Annotated in this window: 19 protein-coding genes; 7 read left to right on the forward strand and 12 right to left on the reverse strand. The window is 41.7% G+C overall.

The genetic code is table 11. The annotated features are described in order from the left end of the window. Positions 1 to 134 precede the first annotated feature (134 nt). Together LA313_RS14490 and LA313_RS14495 are read left to right on the forward strand one after the other, a co-directional pair. Positions 135 to 1,190, forward strand: coding sequence for an NAD(P)-dependent alcohol dehydrogenase (locus tag LA313_RS14490; RefSeq protein ID WP_228916244.1), 1,056 nt, complete (start codon positions 135 to 137; stop codon positions 1,188 to 1,190). Positions 1,191 to 1,568: 378 nt separating this feature from the next. After that, on the forward strand, positions 1,569 to 2,192 hold the full coding sequence (locus LA313_RS14495) for a DUF6448 family protein (RefSeq protein WP_228916246.1): 624 nt from the start codon (positions 1,569 to 1,571) through the stop codon (positions 2,190 to 2,192). 960 nt (positions 2,193 to 3,152) lie between these two features. On the opposite strand, the gene LA313_RS14500 is transcribed toward LA313_RS14495, so the two are convergent. From LA313_RS14500 to LA313_RS14550, 11 genes are all read right to left on the reverse strand, one after another. Next, entirely contained in the window at positions 3,153 to 3,632 is a 480-nt protein-coding gene (locus tag LA313_RS14500) for a hemerythrin domain-containing protein (RefSeq protein WP_228916248.1), read from the reverse strand. Positions 3,633 to 4,065: 433 nt separating this feature from the next. Next, complete coding sequence (locus LA313_RS14505; RefSeq protein WP_228916249.1) at positions 4,066 to 4,632, reverse strand: GNAT family N-acetyltransferase; 567 nt, start codon at positions 4,630 to 4,632, stop codon at positions 4,066 to 4,068. A 436-nt stretch (positions 4,633 to 5,068) separates the two neighbouring features. Beyond that, positions 5,069 to 5,977, reverse strand: a complete 909-nt coding sequence (locus tag LA313_RS14510) for a DMT family transporter (protein WP_228916251.1) — start codon at positions 5,975 to 5,977, stop codon at positions 5,069 to 5,071. An 86-nt stretch (positions 5,978 to 6,063) separates the two neighbouring features. After that, positions 6,064 to 7,077 (reverse strand): glycosyltransferase family 2 protein, encoded by a 1,014-nt coding sequence (locus tag LA313_RS14515; RefSeq protein ID WP_228916252.1) that lies wholly within the window; start codon positions 7,075 to 7,077, stop codon positions 6,064 to 6,066. Between the two features lie 176 nt (positions 7,078 to 7,253). Then, positions 7,254 to 7,727 carry a hypothetical protein gene (locus LA313_RS14520; RefSeq protein WP_228916253.1) on the reverse strand — a complete coding sequence of 158 codons (474 nt, stop codon included), beginning with the start codon at positions 7,725 to 7,727 and terminating at the stop codon, positions 7,254 to 7,256. Between the two features lie 192 nt (positions 7,728 to 7,919). After that, positions 7,920 to 8,909 carry a hypothetical protein gene (locus LA313_RS14525; protein WP_228916254.1) on the reverse strand — a complete coding sequence of 330 codons (990 nt, stop codon included), beginning with the start codon at positions 8,907 to 8,909 and terminating at the stop codon, positions 7,920 to 7,922. Positions 8,910 to 9,275: 366 nt separating this feature from the next. Next, on the reverse strand, positions 9,276 to 9,683 hold the full coding sequence (locus LA313_RS14530; RefSeq protein WP_228916255.1) for a hypothetical protein: 408 nt from the start codon (positions 9,681 to 9,683) through the stop codon (positions 9,276 to 9,278). An 18-nt stretch (positions 9,684 to 9,701) separates the two neighbouring features. Further along, the gene (locus LA313_RS14535; protein WP_228916256.1) at positions 9,702 to 10,343 is read right to left on the reverse strand and encodes a DUF6064 family protein; all 642 of its coding nucleotides are present in this window, start codon (positions 10,341 to 10,343) and stop codon (positions 9,702 to 9,704) included. A 255-nt stretch (positions 10,344 to 10,598) separates the two neighbouring features. After that, on the reverse strand, positions 10,599 to 10,766 hold the full coding sequence (locus LA313_RS14540; protein WP_228916257.1) for a hypothetical protein: 168 nt from the start codon (positions 10,764 to 10,766) through the stop codon (positions 10,599 to 10,601). 4 nt (positions 10,767 to 10,770) lie between these two features. Continuing rightward, positions 10,771 to 12,240 (reverse strand): serine hydrolase, encoded by a 1,470-nt coding sequence (locus LA313_RS14545; protein WP_228916258.1) that lies wholly within the window; start codon positions 12,238 to 12,240, stop codon positions 10,771 to 10,773. Positions 12,241 to 12,625: 385 nt separating this feature from the next. Further along, a complete protein-coding gene (locus LA313_RS14550; RefSeq protein WP_228916261.1) occupies positions 12,626 to 12,970 on the reverse strand; it encodes a hypothetical protein in 345 nt (114 codons plus the stop codon). A 489-nt stretch (positions 12,971 to 13,459) separates the two neighbouring features. Between LA313_RS14550 and nrfH the strand changes: the two genes are divergently transcribed. The 3 genes from nrfH (at position 13,460) to ccsA (ending at position 19,031) form a co-directional block, all read left to right on the forward strand. Further along, entirely contained in the window at positions 13,460 to 14,122 is a 663-nt protein-coding gene (gene nrfH, locus LA313_RS14555; RefSeq protein ID WP_228916264.1) for a cytochrome c nitrite reductase small subunit, read from the forward strand. A gap of 42 nt (positions 14,123 to 14,164) precedes the next feature. Further along, positions 14,165 to 15,661 (forward strand): ammonia-forming cytochrome c nitrite reductase, encoded by a 1,497-nt coding sequence (gene nrfA, locus LA313_RS14560; protein WP_228916266.1) that lies wholly within the window; start codon positions 14,165 to 14,167, stop codon positions 15,659 to 15,661. Between the two features lie 127 nt (positions 15,662 to 15,788). Further along, on the forward strand, positions 15,789 to 19,031 hold the full coding sequence (ccsA, locus tag LA313_RS14565) for a cytochrome c biogenesis protein CcsA (RefSeq protein ID WP_228916268.1): 3,243 nt from the start codon (positions 15,789 to 15,791) through the stop codon (positions 19,029 to 19,031). Between the two features lie 315 nt (positions 19,032 to 19,346). On the opposite strand, the gene LA313_RS14570 is transcribed toward ccsA, so the two are convergent. After that, positions 19,347 to 19,742, reverse strand: a complete 396-nt coding sequence (locus tag LA313_RS14570; RefSeq protein WP_228916270.1) for a hypothetical protein — start codon at positions 19,740 to 19,742, stop codon at positions 19,347 to 19,349. Positions 19,743 to 19,920: 178 nt separating this feature from the next. Between LA313_RS14570 and LA313_RS14575 the strand changes: the two genes are divergently transcribed. Both LA313_RS14575 and pflB read left to right on the forward strand, forming a co-directional pair. Beyond that, positions 19,921 to 21,216 carry an L-lactate MFS transporter gene (locus tag LA313_RS14575; protein WP_228916272.1) on the forward strand — a complete coding sequence of 432 codons (1,296 nt, stop codon included), beginning with the start codon at positions 19,921 to 19,923 and terminating at the stop codon, positions 21,214 to 21,216. Positions 21,217 to 21,504: 288 nt separating this feature from the next. After that, entirely contained in the window at positions 21,505 to 23,742 is a 2,238-nt protein-coding gene (gene pflB / locus LA313_RS14580) for a formate C-acetyltransferase (RefSeq protein ID WP_228916274.1), read from the forward strand. The last annotated feature ends 38 nt before the right edge of the window (positions 23,743 to 23,780 follow it).

Genomic DNA, 23,780 nt, shown 5'->3' on the forward strand with positions numbered 1-23,780 from the left:
CACTGGGCTTCAGCATTACATGTTATTTGTTTAAGGCATAACGGGCTACAAAATTTTTTTTCAGAACTACGCTCCTATGCCGGGTCCAGATGTCCTTTCTTTTATTTAACTTAGATAAATTTAACTTATTGATTATGAGTAAAGTAAAATCGTTTGCGGCCCGGGAAGTGGGAGCACCGCTCAAACCCTTTGAAATTGAGAGAAGAGCGGTACATGAAAATGATGTCCTTATTGACATTGAATACTGCGGCGTATGTCATTCAGATCTTCATTTCGTAAGGAATGACTGGGGAATGTCTGAATATCCTCTTGTACCCGGGCATGAAATTATTGGAAGGGTAGTCCAGGTGGGTGAAAAAGTGAAAGACTTTAAAGTCGGTGAAAAGGTAGGAGTGGGCTGCATGGTCGATTCCTGCAGGGAATGTAGCGCCTGTGATGAAGGGCTGGAGCAGTATTGCGAAAGAGGTTCGACTTTTACTTACAACGGGCCCGACAAATATTTAGGCGGAATGACCTTTGGCGGATATTCACAAAAAATTGTGGTCGATAAGGATTTTGTTCTTCATGTTCCTGAACATCTGGACAGCAAAGCTGCTGCACCTCTGCTCTGTGCGGGGATCACCACATACTCTCCTCTTAAGTACTGGAATGTGAAGAAAGGGGATAAAGTAGGAGTTATCGGCCTCGGTGGACTTGGGCACATGGGAGTCAAATTTGCCAGTGCCATGGGAGCCGAGGTGGTGATGATCACTTCCTCTCCTTCAAAGACAAAAGATGCCGAAGAATTGGGTGCAGACCATGTGCTCATCTCAACAGATGAAGGACAAATGGCAAGTCACGCCAATACCTTTGAGTTCTTGCTGAATACCATTCCGGTAGGTCATGATGTGAATCCTTATGTGAGCCTTTTAAAACGCGACGCTACCATGGTGATAGTGGGAGCAGTAGAACCGGTTGACCCCGTTCACGGTGGACAATTGATCTTCCAGAGAAAAAGTATTGCAGGTTCGTTGATTGGCGGGATCAAAGAGACCCAGGAAATGCTGGACTTTTGTGGAGAACACAATATTGTCTGCGATGTTGAAATCATTCCTATGCAGGACATCAATACTGCATATGAGAGAATGCTAAAGAGCGATGTGAAATACAGATTCGTTATTGATACTAAATCTCTGGAGAGAGAAAATTGATCTTCAAAAAGATCCAAAAACTAGGTTCAAGCACCAAATTCCAAATTCCAAATTCCAAAAGTGGAAATTGGGGATTGGTTAATTAGTGATTAGTTAATCGGATTAGATTGTCAAAAAAAAGTTTCCCGAAGATATGCGTGATCTTCGGGAAAGATTTTCAATTTGCATTGATCAATAACCAATGGACAGGATTTCTTCGGGGCCTGGAGATTTTTCAGTGGCGGAAAAACTTTTGACAATTTAATATTCCGGGACTTAAGGTGAAACCAACCCCTAATTCGTTCTTCTTCATGACAAATCTCATTGTTCCTGGTTTTGATAGTTCTTAATTTGATTTGTCCATAAAACCTTTTAGGGGTTAATTAAAAAACAATAGCAATGAGAAATTTTAATTGTACAAATCTACATCAGCGCAACGGAAAAGGTTTTTTCGTTTTATTGCTGATCGTTATGTTCTGGTTTGCGGGCTCGCAGGATGTTTATGCTCATTGTGACAGAGAGAATGGGCCTGTGGCAGTTGCTGCAAAAGATGCTTTAAAGACCGGAGATTTTAAAAAGATCCTGATTTGGGTAGGTGAAGATCAGGAGCAGGAGTTGCGGGAGAAATTTCAGCAGAGTCTTGAAGTTTTCCAAAATGGAGGAAAGTCAGCTCAATTGGCGGAGAAGTACTTCATGGAAACCGCGGTTAGATTACACCGTGCGGCAGAAGGAATGCCCTTTGAAGGCCTTAAACCGGCCAGTCCTAATCCACCTGATATAGAAAGTGCGGAGAGTGCATTGGAAACCGGAGACTTTGAGCCGGTCAAAGTTTTGCTGTGTGAAAAATTAGAAAAGGAAGCACTAAAGTGGTTCGAGGAGACCAGGGCTAAAGCAGAAAATAAGGATGACAGTGTTGCTGCAGGAAGAGTTTGGGTAAACAACTATGTTAAATATATTACTTATATCCATACCCTTTATAAGGCAATCGAGGCAGGACCGCCACACGGCGTTGATGTACACTAGGTCACTAAGTGGAAATGTTTAAACATTCCTCAATAGTGGAAGACCGGTTCATCAATGGAAATTGGAGATTCACGAATTCCGGAAGAAATAGAAAGCTATGAGTAAAAAGAACAGAGACCGTTGTTAAAGCATGAGATTTCTCAGTCGCAGAAATGCTCCCCTGCCCGTCCGGCAGGCGGGTTCGAAATGACATTTTTAGAAAAAATTTCAAATTCAAGCACCAAATTTTTACCCGCCGGAGCTTTTTAGCGGAGGAGGGCCAAAATGTTCTGTTCTCGATACAAATCCGCCCCTGCTCCCGCAGGTCCGGATTCACCTTCCTAGCGGCAGGCAGGCTCGAACTGACGGGGAATAATTCTCAATTCAACCTGTATATTTTCGAGATTTTAAGCGGCCTATCGAAAATTGATCGTCAAATTCGAAGTGAGATGACGTTTAAATTTTCTGCTGTTTGAGCGAAACGCACCTTTATCGTCCTAAAAATTTTTCCCGCGAGTTCAGAAAATTTAGGCATTGAACGAAAAATTTAGATCCATTTTCGTAAGCCTAGATTTTTTGGTTCTTTTTCATCAATGGAAAAAGAACAGGAGATAAAGATTTCTCAGTCGCAAAAATGCTCCCCTGCCCGTCCGGCAGGCGGGTTCGAAATGACATTTTTAAAAAAATCCCAAATTACAAGCACCAAATTTCAAATTAGTTAATTGGGGATTGGTCAAATAGTTAATGGAGATTAGTCGTTCTGCGAAGATATGCGTGATCTTCGGGAAAGATTTTCAATTAGCAATGATCAACTAATAATGAACAGAATTTTCTTAATGGACTTTGCAGATTTTCTTTGGGGCCTTTGCGTGAAAATAGTTAGTAGTCAGTTGATTTAGACAATAATCATCAGTCAGAAATAAGATTTCTCAGTCGCTAAAAATAGCTCCTTCGAAATGACATTTTGATAAGCTGTTTGTCCTATTCTACCTCCTCGCCTGAACCGGGAATCGATTCCGGCCAACCTTTCTTGTAGTCTTCCCTGGACTTCTTATAGTTTTCGGCAAGCTCTTCGCTCTCTTTTTGGGTGTAGACCTTTTTTGCCTTTCCAAAGAATTCCTCCTCCTCGTCCTCCAAATGGTGGTGCACCTTATCGCTCAATTTCTTCATGGTTGCCAGCCAGTGAGGAGAATCCATTTTAGTGGCCTCCAGTTCCTGAATAAGTTCATCGATCTCATGGTGCTCTGCCATCCCATGACGTGCATCTTCCTGCATGCTGTCGGTGTCAATGAGGGGTGAATAAAAGTAGCGTTCTTCGGCTACTTCATGGACTTCCAATTCTTTTCTAAGCTCAGGCCAAAGCTCTTTACGCTCTTTAGACTCCCCCGAAGTTTTTAATAATTTGTCACAAAGATCTCTTTGTATATCGTGGTCTTCCTTAATTGCTTTGTAGATGTTCATCGTGTTAGAAAGTTTATAGTTGGTAAGGCTTTTTGATCAGGTTTTTCCTGAAAATCCTAATTTACCCATTTTTGGCCAAATGCCGCGTGTGCAGATGGATCTTTCGTAGAGATTTAGCTGAATTTATTGTTTTCCGGAAAAATTCTGTGGCATTTTTCAATTAACAATGATCAATTAGCAATGAACAGGATTTCTTTGTAAGAAATTTTCATAGCACATGATGAGATTTCTCAGTCGCAAAAAGCTCCCCTGCCCGTCCGACAGGCGGGTTCGAAATGATATTTTTAAAAATTCCAAATAACAAGCGCCAAATTCCAATTTGAGACAAAAATCTTCGCGGCCTTTGCTGATCTTCTTTGCGGCTTTGCGTAAAACATTTGAAGCCAAACATGAAATTTTCCGTGGCCTCTTTTTTTTTCAGGTGTGAGATTTTTTACTTCCTCAAAAAATCCTTCTCCAGCAAAGAATAGATCTCGCTGTCCAGGAACTTTCCATTGTAGTAATAATTCTCCCTGAAGTAAGCCTCCTTTATAAAACCCATTTTTAGGAGGAGGGCGCGGGAGGTGTCATTAGCGGGATTGATATTGGCTTCGATGCTATGGAGAGCGAGGTCATTAAATCCAAAAGAGATCACTGCACGCATGGCTTCTTTCATATAACCGTGGCCCCAGTAATCGGGATGAAGGGTGTAGCCAATCTCGGCGCGGGCATTGGTCCTGTCGATCTTGTGTAAAATGATATCTCCCATAAAATTTCCGGACTCCCTCTCCGTGATCACCCAGAAAAATCCGCTTTTCTTTTCATAGGTTTCGAGGTTCCTTCCTATAAAAGCTTCCGAAGTTTTAGTATCAAGATGCTTATCTGAATCCATGAATTTCATCACTGCATCGTTGGAACGCAATTGCTGCAGCGAAGCCGCATCCTTCAGCTCCTGCTTCCGAAGAAACAGCCTTTGGGTCTTTAGCTGGGGAAATTCCTGAAAATATTGCTCGTTGATCATAAGGAGATAAAGATAATGTTAATCCAATTTGAAGTTGTGGTGATTTGAAAATTTGATGATGAAGGGAAAAAGTGGTCAGTGGTCGGTGGTCAGAAACGAGGAAAACAGAAAAAGAACACAGCCTCCAAACTCTTTCAGGATTAGGGAGAGATTAAAAAATTATCTATGCACCTGCCCGTCCGTAAGGCGGGTACGTAGCTTCTTTTCAATTAGCAATGATCATCAACCAATGAACCGAATCTCTTTGGGCCCTTTGCGGTTGGACTTTTCGAGAAAATTTTCAACCTCATGAGATTTGACTTTGTCGAAGCTGCGCTTTCTCAGTCGCGAAAAAGCTCTTTCGAGATGACATTTTTCAGACCCCGTACAACATGAGCTTCCGCAGGGGCGATCAGCATTATTTTTCCGTTGCTGTTATCGCGATGTGAAGGATCTTTTATGATTGGCTATGGGTTTTTTCTTTTGACTTGGTTCTGGAGGCCATTACAATTCCTGCAAGTACTATGGCCATTCCTAAATAATCAACAAGCTTAACCTTATCGTCAAAGGCCAGCCAGGCCATGAACATGGTCACCGGCGGACCGAGGTAAAACAGACTTGCAACACGGGTAGCGTCCAGTCTCTCAATTAAGCGCCACATAAGGAAGTATGCCCCGAGGGAAACGGCGAAGACCAGCCACAACATTGCATAAGTAAACTTGGGAACCCATTCAACTGCCAGGCCTTCCACAAAAACAGCAGGTAGTGCCAGGGCAAGCATGGTGGCCAGACTTTGATAGAACAGGGTTTGATCAAGTGGTAATTTTTCTGCTTTATCATTGATCTCTATTTTTCGCTGAACTAAAGTAGCAATAGTAATTCCTATAACAGACCCAAGGGGAATAAGATAACCGAAAACTGAACCCGAACTGCTGAAATCTATTCGAAAAGCCACTGTTATCACTACTCCAATAAAGCCTAATATAAGACCCAGCCACTGTAAGGAGCCGGTTTTCTCTCCTGTAACAAAACCAGAAAAAGCACCGGTCGCCAGAGGTTGAAGGGCAACAATAAGGGCTACAATTCCTGCCGGAACTCCGTTATCCAGAGCCAGTAAAACACAGGTTAGCCACACGCCGTGCGCAAGAAAACCCAGGAACATATTTATGGACGCTGTCTTTAGCCCAACCCATTTTAATCTATTTCTTAGCAAAAGGTATTCCAGCAACAATACAGTTACTGCAACGTATCTCAGGAAGATCAGGGTAAAAGGCCCCGTATAGGGCAATCCATATTCAGCTCCAATAAACCCGGAATTCCATAATAAAACGAAACCTGCTATTAATAAAAGAGTGTCCCTTTTCATAGTTGCCGATTATAAAAGAGTCAGGAATCTCCTGTAAGGACAGGGAGTTCTTAATTTTTTAGAGATTAAATTTCAGTCTTACAGAATTACGCAAAAAACCAGAAATCAATAACAGGGTTTTTATCCCATGCAGCCAGTTTTTGTTCTATCTCCTTTTTCCCTTCCGGAGAGGCCACTACAACCATTATCTGAGGATCTTCCATCGTCATGATCTCCTTATAATGTTCCAAACGAACCCCGTAGATATCCTTGCCTATTTTTCTGCGGTTATCACATACCCAGTGAAACTTATCATCGTATGACTGTAAAAGTTTGGCCATGTCCTTACCATTCCTGCCTGCGCCCCACAATACCAGAGGCCGGGAATTATCCCTGTCCAATTCATAGAAAAAACGCAGTTTGAGGTCAAAATAGCGGTTGTCTTCATATTCTTCCCAGGTACGGGAGATCCTTTCCGACCGATCCCGCCAGTAATGCAGGATGCGGTCTATTCCAATGACATTCAGTCCCCGTTCATAGAACCTGAAGCACAGGTCATAATCTTCGGGATATACAATGGGATCAAAGGCTCCCGCAGCATCGAGATCCTCTTTGTGAAGGAGCCAGCAATGTGACGGGATCACGCACTCCCTGTAGATCTCCCGGTAATGGGTACTGGTCCTGGCAACTTCGTTAAGCCAGTTTTCATATTTGATAAATCCCTCACCTACCTCTCCTTTATCTACAAAATGTTCGGTACCACCCGCGATCACAGTTCCTTTTCCATATTTAAGCCATTCTTCCACGAGTACCTGTAGCTTATAGTCCGGCATCTTATCATCGGAATCCATTCTGTTGATCAAGCTGCCTTTTACTTCCCGATATCCTCTTTGCAGCGTCGGGATCAGTCTTGGTTGATTAGAGTTGAAAAACCGGATTCGGGAGTCTTTTGCAGCATATTCCTTTAAGATCTTAGGGCTATCATCTGAGGAATGATCATTAACAGCAATAAGTTCCCAGTTCTCATAGGTTTGTGCCATCACCGAATCCAGACAATCCCGCAGATAAGGGGCAGTATCTTTGACTGCCATGATTATAGTTACCAGGGGTTGGATTGCCATTATAAAAAGGTTTTTTCCGGGATTCAATACTAATTGAATTAAAGGTTTCGCCTTTCCCGGGTTCCCGGAGTGTAGAAAGCCAATTGTTCCTTTAAAAGTTTTTTTAAAGGTAGTAAAAATGGCATTTTTAAATGGTCATTTCCTATTTGCCGGTCAACCGTTGTTGTAAATGGTCTTTACCTTTCTAAATAGGTTTCTGTGTAGGCCTTTGTTTTATTCCCGTTTTCGTGAGTGACTTCCTGACTCATGGGAGATCTTAAGATTAGTTCTGTTTGATTTAATTCAAGGATGGTATTTTCCGGGAAAAAATAAATGGTCCCGTACCCGGTTGAGGAACCCGGCTCTAATTTCAAATCGGTTTTTAAATTTTTTTCATTTAAAAGCCATTTCCCTTTTATTGGTTGCGTTATACCTGGATCTGAATAAATAACTTCCTTATCCAGATTGAATTTCAACTGGGAATAAGGTTCTTCGCTGATGGATTCTTCAATGGCATCGACTTCTCCATTTAGATACTTGTAGGTTACAGCTTTTTTGATCGTCCAGGTCCCATTTAATAATTCCTCGTCCGTTTTATCCGGTTCCACGTCCTTGCTACATGAAATAAGCGCTAATAGAATTATAAATATTGATAGGAAGATTTTTTTCATAGTGTTGGGTGTAGGATGAATTGTCCAAGGTTTACGGTTATGGACAAGTGGTGGGAATAGGAATTCAAATTTTTCGATCTGGTATTAGTTTGTTGATCACTTAATTTGTTTTTCTAAGGTTGCCGCCCATTGGCGATGAACCGCGGTTGTAAACCGGAGCAAATACATCGAAATTATAAAGACGAATCATTTTTAATCCTCGTAATAAATATCGAAAATTAAATTTAACTCGATTTCCTGTTGAGATCCGGCTATTTCTTCAAGGTGATATGCGACTTTTAAGTCGTAATTCATCACATCTGAAATTATATTCTGCTCTAAGTTTCCCAATTTCTGAATGTTTCCCGGCATAGGGCTTTCTTCAAAGGAACCGGGATATGCAACGCCCAAAACATCAAAAGGATAAAAGGTACTTTGGGGGTTTATTTTATCATCGTAGCCTATGATTATGCTGGAAAAGGGATTCGATCCGTCCTCTCTAAAAGTTTTGAATGTAACCTGAAATCCAACGAGGTTCACGACTTTAATTTTTTCAAAAGGAATTTCATTAGCATCTGCTATATCCGACAGTCTGTAATTTGGAAAGGAAGTAACCCCGGAATAATAATGATGATCTTGTTCTTCTGTAATGAAGCTCAAATTATAAATTTCTGAAACAGTTTTTTTATTTAGATCCCCGGCAGGTACTATGATAAATGATTTTATATTAGTCCATAAACTATAATTTTTTACCATGTTAACATCGGTCGATCGTGCTCTATAGCTAACAAAAATCGTGTCCTGATATGATAAACTTTGTGGACTGCTATAATAATGAACATATTGATAACCATAACCAAATCCATCATTTTTAAGCTCATGAAATTTATAATAGTCATCGCAACTAAAGGGTTGGCTTGTTTCTATAAACTGGATTTCTGTATTCCATAGATCTCCGGGCAAACTCCATTCAATATCCATTCTTTCATTAGAATAAAAAATATGATCTTCTTCTAAGGTGATTATTGGAGGATCATAAATCCCTTCGAATCTTAAGCCTTCTGGTGTTGGTGTGACCAATTCACATGGATCAGTAGAGAAAGGTAATAGGTCATCTTCATTTTCGTCGGTACTGCACGATAAAAGGAGGAAGCTGAATATAAAAAGCAATATTGGTTTAATAAGACCTGAATTTGTATTCATACGGGATAAAATTAATAGATCTAAAATTCAATAACATCTTAATCAATTTTATCCTCTTTTTTGAACATTTAGTATTCTGGAATTTGATAATATCCAATTCTCAATATTATAATTTTCAAGGAAGTAATTCCAGGATCTGTAAGAAGTTATCTCTTAATTCGAAAGGGAAATTAAATAAAAAATCTATTACTTTTTCTTTGAAGAGAAATTTTTTCAGAAGGTGTTGTTTACGAGCTTTCCGGTTAACGAATGGGACCTGTAGCTAAGATTCGCTTTGACTCTGTGGGCTTTGTGTGAAAATTTACTACTGCCTGAGATTTCTCGAGGTGGCTATTCTGGAGTATTCATAATCATTTAGATGAAGACTTAAATTTTTTTTCGCCGGGTGGTAAGGGCGAGTCCGAAAAAAGTTTGTAGCAGGCCGGTTGCGAAGTAGAGCGGTTGCAGGAAATCTTTATAACCTATCCAGATCACCTGTGCTATGATCCATGCCAAGAGAAAAAGGCCAACTAAAGTCCCAAAGGCTGCGCGGTTTTCTTTCCGGTTAAAGATGAGCCACATTCCCCAGCCATTGGTTACTCCCATCAGCAAAAAAAGAACGATGCCCGGGATCAGATAATTGGGGAATGGAGTTGTTTGCAGCCATTCCACATTTAGGTCCAGGCTTTTTCCGCTGGGATCTGTGATGAGCATGTATCCGCCCAGCAAAGCTCTTAGACCGTTAATTGCCTGAAGACTGCCAAGAAATCCATTCAAAGATGTGCTTTTTTGCATCTTAGAAATTTTGGGAGTTTAAGCAATAGCCGGCACCTTCTCTTTTTTCAGCAAATAAAAATTAGCAATTACTGCAGCGATCAACATGAGAAAATCCTGATATACCCCAAAGTTTACAGCAGCAAAAGTTCCTATGACCGCCCAGATACTGGGAACAATTAAAAGGTACTTCGGAAACCCCTTTTTGGAGAGCATCAAAAATCCAAAAGTAAGGATAGTCGTGGGACATGGTAATCCCAGCGAAATTGTGACATTTAATTTCGCGCCTAACAGGTAACCTATAATTGGATAAAAAATAAGGCCAAAGAGTATAAAGAAATATCCCAGGAAGGTTCTCCCGTTCTTTTCAGAATCAAAATTTAGATGAGTTCTGAAAATCTCCCTCATGAAGAACAACCCCTGAAGTATAAACAGGATCCCAAAACCATAGGCGGCTTTGTTTATTGAAGTGAAAAAGCTTAAATGGTAGACAATACCTATCCAGAGCCAGAGAAGTCCCAGAAAACCCGTGATGAAGTAATTGCTGTTTTTTCTTCGGGAAGTAATTAACAGCAAAGCGATAATGCCTAAACAAAGGAAGATGAGCTGGGCCGGAAATACCGAAGTATTGTATCTCTCGAATACCTCAAAAAATTGTTCTATTGTAAACGGAGTTTCCATTATCCATACTTTAGATGAAATTCCGGTGTAATTGAGGAGCAGAGAACAGCTCTTTTCCCTTTCCTTACTAACAGAAATAACTTAATTCTACACCAGTAATTACGCTCCTCTCTAATTTACACCCTTTTAGCTCCTGAATAAAGTTTTCACCTGTTTTTGTTAGGCTGCAAAAACCTTCCGGAGGAAAAAAGGCATAGAAAAACCTTCCGCAGCGGGAAGGTTCTTTTGTTTGAATGCCTGAAAAAACATTTGGCTTCAGAATTTAATTCCCCTTTTATTCATTTCCTCTGCAAGTTTGCCTTCGATCTTGCGGCAGCTACAGTTTTGCGCATGTTCCAGATGCCAGGCGATCCTTTGATCCATACTGGGATTTTTGGGCATCTTATGTGAGGCATGCCATTCTTTGTTGACCTTAGCTTCCATGCGTCTAAGGCTGGGACCTTATTTTCGCCAGCATTTCTTTCCCATTGTCATTGTTGGGATTCATTTCTATGGATTTCTCATAGTTCTCAATAGCTTTCTCTTTCTGCCCGTCCATCATATATCCTTCCCCAAGGCTGTCATAGGTATTCCAGGAATCAGGAAATTCAGCTACATTGATCTTAAAGACTTCAATAGCTTCTTTGGTTTTTCCGTTTTGCAGGAGTCGGTATCCAACCTGGTTCATTTCACCTTCCCGCAGGGCATAAGTGTCATTAGCTTTCAGCTCCTGGTATTTAGCCAGGCCGGCATTCACCCCTTCGTCCATAAACACTGGAAGTACCTCCATCGCTACAGATTTTTTCGGCATTTCTGCCTCCTCCCCGTGCAGGATATTGTTTATGCCAACAGCCATGTCCCTTAACCTGGTGCCGCCGGTATTGTTGAGTAGTACGACCAGATCATCTTCTTCGGGGAAACGAACGATGAGGGTATTAAAACCATTGATGCCGCCCCCGTGGGCAACAATTGGTATACTGTCATTCGAATTACCTAAAGGCAAGGCTCCAATGCTCCAGCCGTAGCCGTATTTTGAATCCCCATCGGGCATTTGAGGAGTGAACATGAGTTTTTTGGATTCTTCGGAAAGTATCTCATTTTCATACAGCGCCCTGTCCCACTTGTAGAGGTCTTCCACGGTAGAATAAAGGGAACCTGCGGCATAGGGGAGGGACATATCCAAATAAGGTGCATTAACGTAACCATCGCCATTTTTTTCATATCCCGTAGCCCTGTTCTTAATGATCGTACTATGGTGGTCATAGCCGGTGTCGTTCATGTTGAGTGGATCCAGTATATTTTCCTGCAGCACCTGCTCATAAGATTTGCCTGTCACTTCCTCAATAATATGGCCCAGCAGGAAATATCCCGAATTATTGTAAACAAACCGCTCCCCCGGAGTGAATTGCAATGTAGAATCGGAAAATACTTTTACAAATTCCTTCGGAGTGCGGGGATCCCGGCTTTCTTCCTCAAAGAAGTTCGGAAAAGAAGTGTAACTGGGAATGCCCGAGCTATGGGTGAGCAGGTGATGAATGGTCACAACATCGGCTGCAGGTCCTTCATAATCGGGGAGGTAAGTTGAAATGGGCTTATCCAATTCTAGTTTTCCCTGTTCTGCCAACTGCAGGATCAGGACTGCAGTGAATTGTTTGGTTATGGAACCTATACGGTGTTTTGTTTTTGGGGTGTTAGGAATGTCGTGTTCCATGTTGGCCATTCCATAACCATCGGAAAAAATGATCTCCCCGTCATCTGCTACCAGAGCAGAGCCGTTGAATTGATCATATTCATGGTATTTGCTTAGCAGGTTTTCGATCTGCTGAGCTTTGTCCTGCGCAAAAAAGATTCCGGTGCTCAGGAAGAAAACAGCTGCCAGAAGGCCGTTTTTCTGAAGGGTTTGAATTACTTGCTTCATAACTATAATGAATAATTGGTTATTTGAGAAACCGATCTGGGAGGGAAGTTCTAAGTTAGTTTAAATTTTTAATATCCAGTGGATTGGGAAATTTTCAATTAACTATTAGCAATTAACTATGAACAGAAATCATTTGAAGATGTGGTGATTTGAAGATTTGAAAATGAAAAGGACAGGAGTATGAGTAAATAAAGAGTTATCTGTGCACCTGCCCGTCCGTCAGGCGGGTCTGTGGCCTTTTTCTGTTAATATCTACCAATAAACAATGAACAGGATCTATTTACGGCCTTTGCGGGAAATTTTTATAGTACATCATGAGATTTCCCGGTCGCGAAAAGGCTCCTTCGAAATGACAAAGAAATAAAAGATCGGCCGGTCCCAAGGTTTAGAAAACTTCAAAATGCCTCAGCAGAACCAAAGCTACTCCCAATAAATAAATAGAAGTAAAAATTTCCTTGTTGTACTTTGCCAGCCACTCGGGTAAAAAGATGTCGAAATTTGCCTTTTCTGAATCTGAATATCTCCTGGCTATAACCGTTAGCGGACAAAACATTTTGAACAGGAGCAGCACCAGCCCTTCAACAATGATCAAACCAATGGAGATCCAGGTAAAAGTGGTGAGCTTATTTGCAAGACCCGAATAAACGATATAGAAAATGATGGTCACAAAAAATGCCCACACCAAGGTGTGCAGGAGTTTTATCGCCAGGAGCTTTTTATCCATTTCCATAGCTCATGATGTAAAGAGGCAACCGGTTCTAAGTTAAGCAATAAAGCCTTTATTTAAGTTTTTACTGAAAAGAATTCCGGTTCCCAAACAGGTCCCAAAAAAGGCATTTTGCGCCCCTTTCTCCGCAGCAGCCATGGAGAAGAAGTTTTTACCTGCTAATCTTTCTGGGACTTGCCGGGCTACTGCTATATGCTATAACTGCAGCCTATTTTGAACCGGCCTCTCTTTTTCCTGTGACTATGGAATGGTTTGCTTATTTATGTCTTTTCTATCTTTTACTTCTCGCTGTCATCATTTTATTTCCAATTCAACGGGGAGAGGGCACAGAGTCCTGAGAAAATAAGCCACTCCAAAGAAATTAAGCGAACTTCAGTCTATGGGATTTTCTAAAAATAATTTCCAGTTTGTCAGGATTTTCAGTTCTAATCTGATAATTATCATATTTTAAAAAGCATCGGGAGGGTATTTTTACACCACAAATAGTAGGTTATGACAAAGCCTTCCAAAAAGAAGCCCTTTTTCCGTCGTCTTCTGCCTCCCAAAAAATGGGGGCTTGCTGCGGCGATATCCATGGGGGCATTTCTGGGTCTCGGATTTTACGTTTTAAAACTCAGTAACGCTACTTCTTATCTCTCCGATGATCCTAAAGCCTGTATCAATTGTCACGTCATGACACCTCAATATCTAACCTGGAACAAAAGTTCTCATAGAGAGGTAGCAAGTTGTAACGATTGTCATGTGCCTCAGGATAATGTTTTCAATTCGTATTACTTTAAAGCAATGGATGGTCTTTATCATTCCACCATTTTTACATTACGGGCAGAACCTGAAGTGATTAAGGCGCGGGAGCCATCTGTAGAAGTAATACAGAACAACTGTATTCGCTGCCATGATGCCCGTATCACAGATCCTAAACTCACGGCTACCGTTGTAGATCATGAGGTACATAGAACAGACCGCACTTGCTGGGAATGCCACCGGGAAGTACCTCACGGAAGGGTGAAAAGTCTATCGGCAGTGGGATATCAAATAGAACCTGTTGAAATGCATGTGCCCGAAGACCGCGATGTCATTCCTTCCTGGTTAAAGGATTATATAGCCGAAGACAAAGAAAAAGATACTGTTTCGACAGTTCAACCAACAAATCCATAAAAACAATAAACGTCTGCACAACCTGATACTAACCATAGAATTATGAAAAACTGGATCATTTTTATAGTAACCGTAATAGCTGTATTTCTGCTGGCGCTGCTGGCCTATACGATCATGGACCGGAGAGCCGAAGCCCGCTTTGCCTATCAGCCCAAGGTAGAGATAGAAGGTATAGAGCCAAGGGATTCTGTTTGGGGTCTTAACTACCCGAGACAATACCAATCCTATAAAAAAACTGCCGACACCACTTTTAAAGGACTTTACAGTACCAGCGGTTTTGCCGATGTTCTCGATGCCCAACCCGAATTGGTGATCTTATGGGCAGGATATGGTTTTAGTAAGGATTACAACCAGCCAAGAGGTCACGCGCATGCCCTGACTGATATTAGAGCTACTGCAAGGATTGGCTCCCCATGGGAAAAAGGAGAAGGCCCCATGCCCAGCACCTGTTGGACCTGTAAAAGTACAGATGTGCCAAGACTTATGGATGAAATAGGAGTGACTGAGTTTTACAGCCATAAATTATCTGATTTTGGAAGTGAAATGATCAATCCTATTGGGTGTGCAGACTGCCATGACAGCCAGACTATGAACCTCACTATCACCCGCCCGGCTCTTGTTGAGGCTTTTGAGGCCATGAACAAGAATATAAGTGATGTCTCCCACCAGGAAATGCGTTCCCTGGTTTGTGCCCAATGCCATGTGGAGTATTATTTTGCTAAAGACTTACCCGGTAAGGAAGGGGCGGCTTACCTCAAATTCCCATGGGAAGGCGGTTTAACCGTGGAAGCCATGGAAGAATATTATGATAATATCGATTTTGCAGACTGGGTGCATCCCTTGAGCAAAACACCTATGATAAAGGCGCAGCACCCCGATTATGAGATCTTCTCCATGGGCGTGCATGCCAAAAGGGGAGTATCATGTGCAGATTGTCACATGCCATACAAAACCGAAGGCGGACAAAAATTTACCGATCACCATATAGGTTCTCCTCTCTCAAATGTTGAAAATTCCTGCTTTGTATGTCACAGGGAGAAAAAAGAAGATTTGGTGAACGACGTTTATGAGCGGCAACGTAAGATCAAAGAAGGCACCGGATATTTACAAAAGCAGCTTGCACAGGCGCATATCGAAGCAAAAAAAGCCTGGGAGCTGGGAGCTACAGAAGCTCAAATGGAAGATATTCTGCTTAAAATAAGACATGCCCAATGGCGCTGGGACTTTTCTGTAGCCTCTCATGGAGCAGCTTTCCATGCGCCGCTTGAAACCAGCAGGATAGTAACTTCTGCTACCGGAAAAATTCAGGAAGCCCGTATCGCACTTACCCGTCTTTTGGCTGAATTAGGGCAAATTGAACCAGTGGAAATGCCCAACTTGAATGATAAGGACGTGCTGCAAAAATATATTGGACTTGATATGCCAGAAGAACTGGAAACAAAAGAAAAGTTTCTTGAGGAGGTAATTCCTCACTGGATAAAAGAAGGTAAAGAAAGGGAAGCAAGAACCCTTTCAGTTAAAAAAGTGAGCAGTAGATAATTAGAAAGTTTGTAGTTGCCGGCCGGCCTGAAAATAACAGTTACCGGAATTTTCAGGCTGGCCTTTTTTATATAAAAAATTGAGGGCAGTACTGCTGCCAGAGGTGTCAAGGTTAAAATTGATCAAAATGAAATTAGGTAGAATCTTATTGTCCACTAAAGTGTCTTTTTTACTCATAATTGCATTTGCAGGAGCTATGGCAGTTGCCACTTTTATTGAAAATGATCACGGTACAGCCGTTGCCAGGGAGTTGATTTACGAGGCATGGTGGTTTGAAGTGATAATGGTGTGGCTGGCAGTAAATTTTTTAGCCCATATTGGGAAGTACAAATTGTTCTCAAAAAAGCGCTGGCCCCTGGGTCTTTTTCATATTGCGTTTGTGCTTATGATCCTGGGAGCCGGAGTTACCAGGTACTTTAGCAATGAAGGGATTATTCATATTAGGGAAGGAGAAACAAAGAACACTTACTATTCGGCAGATAAATTTTTGCAGCTTAGTGATGACTGGGTAGGAGAAGGAAACTTACGGTTTGAAAAGCCGCTTGAGATAAGCTCTTATGAATTTGAGCCCCAGGAAGTGGTCGTTAATTTAAATGAGAAGATTTTCACCGTCTCCCTTGACAGGTATGTTCAAGGAGCCCGGGGAGAATACCTGCCGGGAAAAGATACTCTTGTGGATATTGCGATGGCCTTTGGGGCAGATCGTGAAGATCATCTCCTGCCAATGGGGGAAGATCTCCCGTTTGGTAAAATGAAACTGTCCACAACCAAAGAGGGAACAGGAAATATTAAGGTGTATAAGGAAGATGGAAAATGGATGATCTCAAGTGACAGGAATATGCATGTGGTCGAGATGACAACCCAGGCAATGGGTGTGTTAAAAGCCGGGGAGATTTCTCCGTTACAGGTAAGAAATCTTTACCAGGCCGATAGCTCTGCTTTTCTTGTAAAAGGGGTTTATGAAGGTAAGCAACTAGTTTATTTTGCTGAAGAAGACGAAGAAATTGCCAAAGAACTGCCTACCATGCTAAGGCTAAAGGTAACCAATGCAGAGGGAGAGGAATTATTAAGCACCTACACTCCCATAGTTACAAGGGATCCCCAGAAACACGTATTCTTTGCAGATGGTAAAAAATATTCCCTTTCATATGGTCCCCGCCAGGAAACTTTACCTTTTGCTTTACAGCTCCGGGAATTTCAATTGGAACGCTACCCCGGTAGTCAGAGTCCTTCCAGCTATGCCAGTGAACTCCAGGTAATAGATGAGGAAGCCAGTTTCCCATACAGGGTTTTTATGAATAATGTTCTCGACCATAAAGGCTATCGTTTTTACCAGGCTTCCTATGATACCGATGAAATGGGGACCGTTCTTTCGGTGAGTCAGGATCGGCCCGGTACTTACATTACCTATTTGTCCTATACGCTGCTTACCATTGGAATGTTCTTCACCTTTTTTGTGAAGGGCAGCAGGTTCAGTATTCTTAACCGCAGGATCAAAACTATAAATGAAAAGGGTCCAAAAATGCCCGGCGGGATCAAAGTTTCAGAAAAAGGATCTCTAAAGGAAGAGGGTAGAGAGACCTTGCCTAAATTTGTATTTCCAAAGGCTACCGCTCTCACTTTTCTAGCCCTTCTGCTTTCCCTGTTTATTGGGATGAAGATGTATGGGCATAATGAAGTGCCGAATATACGGGAGGCTGTAGTTCCGCTTTCCCAGGCACAGGCGTATGGCAATCTTGTTGTTCAGGATCTTGATGGGCGTATGAAACCTCTCAATACCCTCGCTAACGAGATCACCAGGAAATTAAGCGGTCGCTCCACCATTAGCATTGATCAACCCGGAGGAGAGATTGAACTTACCGCCGAACAATTTTTACTTGCCGTGCAGCTTGACCCGGGAAGATTCAGTGCTTTGCCATTGATCAAGGTTGATGAAAAGAAAGGAACCGCCATATTTGAAGCTATAGGACATGCGCCGGTAAGCAGTGTGAGTTTTCAGGAATTGATCGACCCAGATGGAAATTATCTTCTGCAGGGTTTGGTAGAGGAAGCCAACAGACTCAAACCTTCAGAAAGAAACGAAGCGCATAAAGAACTTTTGAAAGTAGATGAGCGGTTCAATATCTTCTATGCGATCTTAAGAGGTGACTTTTTAAAGCTCTTTCCAAACCGGTTGGATGAGAATAATACCTGGTTTACTGCTAACCAGCATAACATGGGATTTGATGAAGAGGATGCACTCTTCGTGAAAAGCATCACCCCTCTTTATTTATCGGCACTTAATAAAGGTATTGCAACAGGTAACTATGCAGAGGCTAACGAAGTGCTGTCTTATATAGAACTGTTTCAGGAAAAAGCCGGGGCAGAGGTGCATCCCGGAGAAGAAAGGCTGCAGACAGAAATTATTTATAATAAACTTAATCTTGGAAACAGGCTGTTTGGGATCTTTTGGATCTTGGGGGCAGTAATGCTGGTGCTGGCAATTATTAAGTTGTTTTCACAACCAAAATGGTTACGCTATTCCTGGATTGCAGGTCTTGCAGTTGCATGGGCAGGATTGGCACTCTTTACAATCCACCTTGGATTGCGATGGTATATCGCGGGACGCGCTCCCTGGAGTGATGGTTTCGAAATGCTGGTTTTTGTGGCCTGGTGTATTCTCCTCTTCGGATTAGTATTTGAGAAAAAATCACATTTTACAGTACCTCTGGGGATCCTCTTTTCCGGAACCTTACTTTTCGTTGCCTTTCTTGACTGGCTAAATCCCGAGATCACTAATCTTATGCCGGTACTTCATTCTTACTGGCTTAAAATACATGTAGCAGTTATTGTAAGTGGATATGCACCGCTTGCCCTTGCTGCCCTGCTGGCTCTGCTGAGTTTAATACTGCTGATATTTAAACCCTTAAAACCTTCAGCAAAATGGTGGAAGAGCATGCAGGAGCTTAGCATGGTTAACGAGATGTCTATCACAATTGGTCTATTTCTTCTGGCTGTAGGTACCTTTTTAGGCGGGGTATGGGCCAATGAAAGCTGGGGCCGTTACTGGGCATGGGACCCAAAGGAAACCTGGGCCTTAATTTCAATTATGGTCTATGCCTTTGTGCTCCACCTGAGGCTTATTCCTAAACTCAAAAACTCTCTTGTTCTCAACATTGCCAGTTTGTGGGCATTTTCATCTATTCTTATGACCTCATTCGGCGTGAATTATTATTTGTCTGGATTGCATTCTTATGCTTCGGGAGATCCTGTTCCAATTCCGGGATGGATCTATTGGATGACCGGGATATTGCTGGCTATTACTTTTATAGCAATCGTGCGTTATAAAAGAATGTCGAAGCAGGAACAGAAAAACCTGCTGGCAGTATAGATAAGTTGATTTTAAACAAGAAAAACCTTCCCTTGGGAGGTTTTTCTTTTTGCCTCCCATTCAAATTTTAAATTTGGAGCCAATCTTGTTTTTTTCTGAAAATGTTTCTCCCTAATTCCAATAATCTAAGAAATAAGAGCACGAAGAAAAGATTGAGAAAATGTCATTTCGAAGGATCTTTTTCGCGACTGAGAAATCTCATGATGGTTAACCTGTTATCATTTTCACCGGGGATCCTGGAATTTATTTACCAGATTTCTCGAAGAGTTGGCTGTTTATTTTTTTCTGCCTACTAACTGCCCACTGCCCACTTTTTTACATGCTTCCCATCACCAACAGGAAGAATAACAAGGCAATCCCCACGGAAATTAAAGTAGGTTTGATCCAGCTTTTCTTTTTATAAGAAAATTCACTGCCAATGAATTTGTTCCAGAAGAACTCGTTTAGAATAGCGGCTCCAATAACATTGGCTATGATGGTCATACTTGGAGCAAGGCCAAATACCTGCATGACAAGGCCGGTAGCGATAAGATAAACAATAGCGAAGATCAATACCCAAAAGGCTTCTTTTGTCTTTCCCAAAATTCTTAGGTTGACGATAAACAGGGCAGCTGCAAAGATCGTGGAGAAAAGAATAGCAAAGATGAGGATGAGCATTTTTGAATATAATTCGGGTAATTTTTCTTCCCTGTACTCTTCCTGTTCTATCATTTTAATGTTTTTGGTTAGCGGGCGTAAATTTACAGGTTTTTCCTTGAAAAGAGGAGAACGGAATTGATTTCAGCAGATATTCTTTAGCATTTGTACCGGGCTGACCGCAGTCATATTTTTTTACCGGTGACTGTCATTATTTTGTTGAATTATTAAATTTCTTATAAAACTTTCTCTCATGGGAAAAATTAAAAATAGATGGCTTATAGCCGCATCTGCCGTGGGTATCCACATTTCTATTGGTTCTGTTTATGCATGGAGCGTTTTTACCAAACCCCTTATTCAAAAATTTGGGTGGGAACTCGCCGATACCCAATTTACTTTTAGTCTGGCAATATTCTTTTTAGGGATCTCAGCTGCATTCCTGGGGCATTATCTGGAAAAGAAAGGCCCTCGAAAATCGGGACTGCTGGCCGCAATTTTCTTCGGAATTGGAATAGCGGGTTCGGGTCTCGCAATTTATCTTGAATCTATTTACCTGCTCTACCTTTTCTACGGGGTATTTGGAGGAATAGGTCTTGGTCTTGGGTATATCACCCCGGTATCTACCCTGGTAAAGTGGTTCCCCGATAAACGTGGTCTTGCCACAGGTCTCGCCATTATGGGTTTTGGTTTTGCCGCACTTATAAGTAGTCCGGTAATAGTTTATCTTATTTCTGCAGTAGGGATAGCCAGTACTTTCTTTATTATGGGAGGTCTTTATTTCATTATCATCTTTTTCTCATCCCTTTATCTTGCGCCTCCTCCTAAAGACTGGGTGCCCAAAGGTTTTCATGCTACAGAAGCTTCGGGAAAGAAAAGGGTACAACAGGACCTCTCTCAGTTAACAGCTAATGAAGCTGTAAAGACCAAACGTTTCTGGTATTTATGGCTCATGCTTTTCATCAATATTTCCTGCGGAATTGCAATTATTTCGGTTGCCTCGCCAATGGCACAGGAATATGCGGGCATGACTGTGGTCGCAGCGGCTACCATGGTAGGAATTATGGGACTGTTTAATGGTGCCGGTCGAATAGGATGGGCAAGTTTCTCAGATTACATAGGTAGGCCGGCAATGTACACGATCTTCTTTGCGATTCAGGTAGTAGCTTTCTTTATCCTTCCAACAGCAACAAATCCAATTGTTTTTCAAGGTATCATATTTTTGATCCTTTCCTGTTACGGAGGCGGTTTTGCCACTATTCCCGCATATATTGGAGACGTTTTTGGCACAAAACAACTGGGAGCTATCCATGGCTATATTTTAACGGCCTGGGCAGCAGCGGGCATGGCAGGTCCTTTGTTCGCAGCCTGGACCAGAACGGTATCAGATAACTATAATGTTACATTGTACTTCTTCGCAGGACTTCTTGTAGTAGCATTGATCTTCTCTTTCCTTATTCAAAGAGATATTAAGAAGCTAAAGGCAAAAAATCTTAAAACCGAGATAAAGGCAGAGCCTGTAACCCCGGTATTGGAAGTTTTGGAATCCTAATTAATCCTTTTAATTCATAGAAAAAGATGAAGCATTTTGCTTCATCTTTTTTTTTGATCTTTTCTAAGATGTAGGGAAGGTTTTTTTAATTGCCATGCTGTTAATTCAAACTTTATAAAGTTTTTTATTAACTAAAACGATTGAAAATTTACGCGGGCTGTCAGGAATGCCAAATCCTGATAATTGTCATATTAGAGCTGTGATTTCTGACGGAAATTTGCTTTGAAATTAAAGGAAGAGGTACTTATCAAAAAAGGGAAAATACCTTCTTCAGCTAAAACAAAAATTATGCTTAGCCTATCTCAAGAAGTACTCGCGCTCCGCGAAGGAGCCTGGAACAGGAAGATCGATGTCAGGGATTTTGTGACATTAAATGTGAGTCCATATTATGGGGATGCTTCTTTCCTGGCCGGTGCCACCGAAAGAACAAAAGAACTGTGGGAAACCTGCCTTATCGCAATGAAGGAGGAGAGGGAAAGGAATGGCTGCAGGGCAATTGATACAGAAAATATCTCCAGTATTACAAGTCATGGACCCGGTTATATCAATAAAGATCTTGAAGTAATAGTAGGTCTGCAAACAGATGAGCTTTTAAAACGAGCCATGAAGCCTTTTGGCGGAATTCGTGTGGTGGAAGGAGCTGTGGCCGAAAAAGGTCAGCAGGTAACGCAGCGTGTTAAAGATGTCTTTAATTATACTAAAGACCATAACAACGCTGTGTTTGCTGCATACGATGAGGAGATAAGAAATTATCGTTCTCAGGGAATTCTTACTGGATTACCCGACAACTACGCTCGCGGAAGGATCATAGGAGATTACCGCCGTTTAGCCCTTTATGGAATTGACCGTCTTATTGAAGCAAAAGAAGAGGACAAGAGACTTGTGGATGGTGAAATGACCGAACATAAGATTAGGTTAAGAGAAGAGATCACAGATCAAATCATTGCTCTTAAAGACATTAAGAAAATGGGGGAAATGTATGGTCTCGATCTTGCAAGACCTGCACAGAATGCCCGGGAAGCGGTACAGTGGGTATATATGGCCTATCTGGCCGCTGTAAAAGAACAGGACGGTGCGGCTATGTCTTTGGGTAACGTTTCTTCTTTCCTTGATATTTTTATTGAAAATGATCTTGCTGAAGGTATTATTACTGAAGAAGAGGCACAGGAATTTATTGACCAGTTCGTAATGAAGTTGCGTATGGTCCGACACCTGCGTCCGGAAGCTTATGATGAGATCTTTGGTGGAGACCCTACCTGGGTGACCGAAGCTATCGGCGGCCAGTTCAATGACGGAAGAACAAAGGTTACAAAAACTTCTTTCAGGTTTTTACAGACTCTTTACAACCTTGGAGCTTCTCCCGAACCAAACCTTACTGTACTTTGGTCACAGGATCTTCCTGAAGGATTTAAAGAATTTTGTGCACAGGTATCTATTGATACTTCCTCAATACAGTATGAGAATGATGACCTAATGAGAGAGGTAAGAGGTTCTGATGATTATGGGATCGCATGTTGCGTTTCCTACCAGGAACTCGGGAAAAGAATACAGTTCTTTGGAGCGCGTGTAAACCTTCCAAAAACTTTATTAATGGCTCTTAATGAAGGTCGCGAAGAAAATTCGGGTCAGTCCTTACTGGAAGGAATACCTGCCCTGCAGGATGAATATTTGGAGTACGAGGCAGTAATGGCCAATTTTAAAAAGTCTATGGTGGAAGTGGCAAGGGTGTATTCCAAGACCATGAACATCATCCATTACATGCACGATAAATATTACTACGAGAAAGCACAATTAGCTTTTGTAGATTCAGATCCCGGCATTGATATGGCTTATGGAATAGCCGGAATATCGATCATTGCAGATTCTCTTTCGGCAATTAAATACGGTAAAGTAAAACCTGTACGTAATGAAGATGGGCTTACTGTAGATTTTAAAGTAGAAGGGGAATATCCAAAATTTGGAAATGACGACGAAAGGGTGGATAACATTGCTCGTGAGATCACCAAATTCTTTTCTCAGGAACTGGCAAAACATAAATGTTATAAAAATGCATTTTCCACGCTTTCCCTGCTTACCATTACCTCAAATGTGATGTATGGTAAAAAGACCGGGTCTACTCCCGATGGCAGAAAAGCAGGAGAAGCATTTGCTCCCGGTGCAAACCCTATGCACGGTCGCGATGAACATGGAGCTATAGCTTCTTTGAACTCTGTTGCCAAACTGGATTACCGTGACGCACAGGATGGAATTTCAAACACCTTCTCGATAATACCCAAATCTCTTGGCAGCGACAGGGAAGCACAGATCGATAACCTAACAGGGTTGCTGGATGCTTATTTTGGATTGAATGGTTTCCATCTTAATGTCAACGTGCTCAACAGGGAGACCTTGATGGATGCTTATGAGCACCCCGAAAATTACCCACAATTAACAATAAGGGTTTCGGGATATGCCGTGAATTTCATCAGGCTTTCAAAAGCACATCAACTGGAGGTGATCGCAAGGACCTTCCACGAAAGAATGTAAATTTAAGTTTAGGATTGAGTTTTTAATTGACATCAGGA

The organism is Salinimicrobium sediminilitoris (assembly GCF_020866905.1).
Lineage (GTDB): Bacteria > Bacteroidota > Bacteroidia > Flavobacteriales > Flavobacteriaceae > Salinimicrobium > Salinimicrobium sediminilitoris.